The sequence below is a fragment of the Prevotella sp. AGR2160 genome (assembly GCF_000424185.1).
Classification (GTDB): domain Bacteria; phylum Bacteroidota; class Bacteroidia; order Bacteroidales; family Bacteroidaceae; genus Prevotella.
In genome coordinates, this window is sequence record NZ_AUJK01000042.1 from 1 (window position 1) to 4,595 (window position 4,595).

At 49.3% G+C, this 4,595-nt stretch carries 3 protein-coding genes; 1 reads left to right on the top strand and 2 read right to left on the bottom strand.

Annotated elements, in window-relative coordinates; all coding sequences use genetic code 11:
- Positions 1–469: 469 nt before the first annotated feature.
- The gene (locus G604_RS15650; RefSeq protein WP_255347082.1) at positions 470–595 is read right to left on the bottom strand and encodes a hypothetical protein; all 126 of its coding nucleotides are present in this window, start codon (positions 593–595) and stop codon (positions 470–472) included.
- Positions 596–665: 70 nt separating this feature from the next.
- The gene (locus G604_RS0112595; protein WP_028910857.1) at positions 666–4,181 is read right to left on the bottom strand and encodes a chitobiase/beta-hexosaminidase C-terminal domain-containing protein; all 3,516 of its coding nucleotides are present in this window, start codon (positions 4,179–4,181) and stop codon (positions 666–668) included.
- A gap of 261 nt (positions 4,182–4,442) precedes the next feature.
- Here G604_RS0112595 and G604_RS15110 point away from each other — a divergent pair.
- On the top strand, positions 4,443–4,595 hold a 153-nt coding region (locus G604_RS15110; protein ID WP_155941962.1), incomplete at its 3' end, for a helix-turn-helix domain-containing protein.

Here is a 4,595-nt window from a genome sequence, read left to right on the forward strand (position 1 = left end):
TATGGTAGGTTTCGTCCCCGGCAATATAGGTATCCTCCTCTTCGGCGAAGTCTTTTGGTCTACGAGTACCTGCCGTTTCGCCTCTCTTACGGAGACAGAATGCTCCTTCATCCACTTGCACATGCCGCGGCGGTTGATGTGGTATTTTACTTGAAGTGAGGACAGGCATGAAGAAGGGTCCTTCTTCAATGCCACAAGGAACTTATTCCATACTTGTTCATAGCGTTCTGCTGCTGTCATAACATTACGGTTTGATTTATCGCCGCAAAGATAATGAATCAAAATGATCCACACAAGGCTGCATCGCGGATACGCTTACCCAGGCTGCACTCGCTCCGCTCGCCTTGCCTGGGGTTACTGAGAGTCAGCCTCTCCGAGACACTGGACGATTACGTAATGCAAAAAGGATGGTAACAGACGCGTCTGTTACCATCCTTTTTGCATTTATTTCCGCGGAAGTCCGCAGGTTTTATTCATTCCATTCGTTCTTCTGCTCGGGCCCTGAGGCATTATCATGCTCATCGTCACCCCAGTCGTCATCTACGAGTGTCCTTGGCTTGGCAGCATACGGGTTACCGTCGTCCGAACCAGCCAATAAAGGTCCCTCTGTTTGTTGTACAATTACAGAGGTATGCGGTTTTATATATCTCTTTTTCATTAATAATTTATTTATTGATTACAAACTTCTTTCCGTCCTGTATGTAAACGCCATTAGGCAAACCATTTCTATTGCCATTGGCACTTACAAGGACACCCGTTACTGAATATATAGGAGCAGTGCTTACTTCATTGAGTTCTGCGTCAACCAAACCAGTTGTCGTGCTGTTGATAACCAATCGGAACACTTTCGCCTGAGCATTAGTATCTGCTTCCTTTATGTATGCTCTGAACGGCTTGACGATACCGCCTTTGCTCTTGGATACATATTTGAATCTTCCGTTTAACGTCGGATCAAACGAATAACAATGCTCCTTATCATTGAAATAAACCTTCTTGTAATCATACGTTCCCTCAAAAGAATATCCTGTTCCTGCAGAAGCAGACAGAGAGACACCTGACGTCTTTGTCAGCTCGAAGGAGCCTGTAAGCTTATTAGAAGTTTTATAGCCGGAGCCGGGCTCAAGGAGACATGGTGTGTTGGCAGCAATGCCGGATGTAGCCTCTTCGGCTGTAACGGTCATTTTGTCCGCGTCAACGGCAGTTACCGTGTAAGCCTTTGCACCAGCGCCGAACATGCTTTCAATATTGTTCTTATCGAGTGCAAACGGGAAGCAGACGGCAGCCTTCACGCCAGCAGAGAACGTGCGGTCGAATTGTACTGCAGAAGCAGTAAATCCTTTGCTTACACCATAGTTCCAACCGGAAGCATAGAATTTGGCCACGTCTCCCGAAGCTGTTGTACCATCCTGCGCCTGGTCTGTCAGCGCCAAGGTCTGCATCGTGTAATTAGATCCGTCGCTGACTGCCACATCGTAAGTGTTCTTACTCATGCCGAGGACCGTGTTGGCGTTGGCATATACGATGGCGTTCTTGTTGTCGCCACGGTCGAAGAAGCTGAAGGCATTGGCCTTCGTACGGTCGGAGAGGTCATACTCAGTAACATCATTGCTGGTCGGCGCCTTTGTCCAGACATGGCCGTCGGTGTTGGCGTTATCAAGCAAGGTAACGTCGGAGAGCTGCAGCTCTTCGCCCGTCGCGGCGAGGCTGATGGTGAGCTTGCCGTCGTCTGTGGCGTTGGCGACAGCCTCAAGTTTCTGCCAGCCGTTGTTAGCGCCGGAGAGGAGAGCCTCGACACGTCCGTCGGTGGTGATGCAGCCTGCGGCTTTATAGCCGGTGAAGGTCTTGTTGTCTGTGGCGGTTCCTTCCGTCGCGTCGTTGAGCGAGAGCTTACCTGTAGCACCGTTCTTACCACGCACGATCATCTGCACGGTATAAGGAGTGCCGGCGGTCAGGCCGGTAACCTCCTGCTTGATGGTAGTACCTGCCGGGATGACGTTGACAGTAGATTTTGAACCTGTCCAGTTGTCATTGACGGATATCGTGCTGGCGTCAGTGCCCTCTGCTATTGTCCAGCTGTTGGCAAGACAGTATGTCTTGTCGCCGGCGGGCACATGGTTGATGTCCTTCCAGCCCCTTACACGATGGTCAGCGTCGTACGCCGCGTCAGGGGAGAACACCAATGGAGCTATCTGACGTATTTGATGAGCATACTGATAGATGTAGTAACCACCGTTCTGATAGAAAATTTGCAGCGATTCATGACCGGCGGTCTCACCTCTATACGGCTTGATTATCAGCGTCTCTTCATTTTTGAGACCATCGGGCACATACACCTTGCAGACACTGGAGAGACTAGAGGTCTCAGCACCATTCTGAACATCGACATTATAGTCGTTCAGCTCGTCCGCTCCTTCACCGTCAAAGGGTGCTTTGAGCACCTTCACCTTGTTGCCATTACTTGTCCACGCGGCTGGCACCTGGACGTAGAAGAACGGCCGGCCGTCGCTCACAGGGTTGGCAGCCTCAGACTTAGTGCCGGTCGCTCCGGTGGTATAGAAGTGGTCACCGGTGTAAGCATGCGTAACGTCAACAAGCTGTATCTGTTGATATGGGTCTTCAGGAAAAAAATTTACTACTCGAAAATCTAATTTTAGAAACACATCCTTGCAGACGTTGGCAACGTTAGCATAAATAGGCAATAAATGATTAGCAGGATCTTCAGGATTATCAGGATCATTTCCCAAAGATTCAGCTGAATACATACCCGCCGTCACGTTCACCTCCTTATATTCAGGAGTCGGTACAAGGTCGAGGGCATACCACGTCTCACCATTAACGGTAGTCTTGTCAGCATCCGTAAGGACATGATGGAAGGTCGTCAGGCTTCTGTAGGTATTGTCAGCGCGCTTCTCGTATACGTAAACGTATGGTTGCATATTCTCAAGCTTCTTTTTAAAATCAGCGGGTATGTTAGGATCAGAAAAATCTGGCTTCACATAGACCACGACGTGTCCATCGCCGCCCAATAACTTATCCTTTTTGTTATTCATATAGCTCAAATAGCCGCCCTCGGAAGTACTGTAGGTGATATCGTATTCGCAGGAAGCGCTTACTGTGGTGTTGGGGATAGCGACCTTGAGCGTTCCCTTTTTGCCGACTTCTCCCGGCTGCGCATAGAGCGTCACCTTCCTATCGCGCACAAGACGGGCTGTCAGGCTTTTAGTAGGATCACTGCCGTCGGTAGTGTAGTAGACATCCACGCCGTCGTCAGAGTGTGTCGTAGTGTTGGTAACTTCAACCGTTGCCGTTGCCTTGTTGACAGAGACAGGTTCATTGTTCGTAACGTTGAGAGTATATGTCGCCTGAGGCCATAATGGCTTAAAGGTATAGTTGCCCGTGACGACATCGCCCTGTAAAGAATAATGATCTGTATTACCATCAGAAGAAACAGCGACGGCCTGCACCTTGACGGTAACGTTGTCGCCATGGATAACGACAGGAGGAAACCTTTGGTCCCCCTCCTCTGGCTTGAGGCTGTAGATATTATTATCCGGCTCCATAGAGAAGGTGGGGAGGTCGTTGGTAGGAATGACGGGATCGTAATCGTAGTGGACAACAACTGTCGTCGAATTTTTGGCTGCATTACCAGTCTCCGCGTCGATGACGGGATCTGTGCCATCAAGAGTGTAGGCATACCTGCGCGTCTTATTATCTGTACCTACCACATCTACCTTCGGAGTGAGTGAAGTGCGGAAAGGCACGATGGCCGTGACCGGTGTGAGGACAACGTTCATAGTGCCCCCCCCAGAGGAACTCTTTACGCCCGTGATCTTCACATAGGGGCTGCTGGTAGACAAGTCCACGGTGATGGTCAGGCTGGTGTATTCACCGTCGGTGTAGCTCACCTTCCAGGCTTTGTCGGTACCATAGCATTTGTCAGATATCGTATAGCTGTCGCCGTTGATGGTCAGGGCATAGCCGTCAGTGTTCGGCTGCATGTTATTTTCCTGACCTTTGACACCGATGCGGAACGAGAAGCCCGTAGCCGGCATGGACGTGATGGTATAGGTATACTCCGTCCCCGAAGAGTTGGTGAACTTGTGGTTGCTGGGCACGTTGTAGTTGCCCGTCGTACCGTTGATGGTCTCCGCGGTAAGCAGATACACATCTTCGGCTTGCATGACCCCCGGCACCAACAGTAGTGCAAAGATCACACAAATTGCACGAATACGTGCAAGTGGTTTGCAAGTTCAAGATAGAAGTGCAATCGGAGTTGAGGAATATATTGAAAAAATATATACCATAAAACACCGAGGGGACTGGGGGCGAGAAGCCCCCAAGATATCTTGTACTTGATATAGGTTAAGAAAACTGGCAATGACAGATAAAAAGAAAAAGGGGAGAACGCTTTCTCCCCAAAATCAAATATATTTGCATTGCTTATGTACAAACATTTGACTTCAGAGCAAAGGTACGCAATTTCTATGTTGCTTGCAAACAATTCCAAGAAAAAAGATATAGCAGCTGCTATAAAAGTCAGTCCGTCAACCATTACCAGAGAGCTGAAACGCAACAGTAGCCGGAGTGGCGTGTAT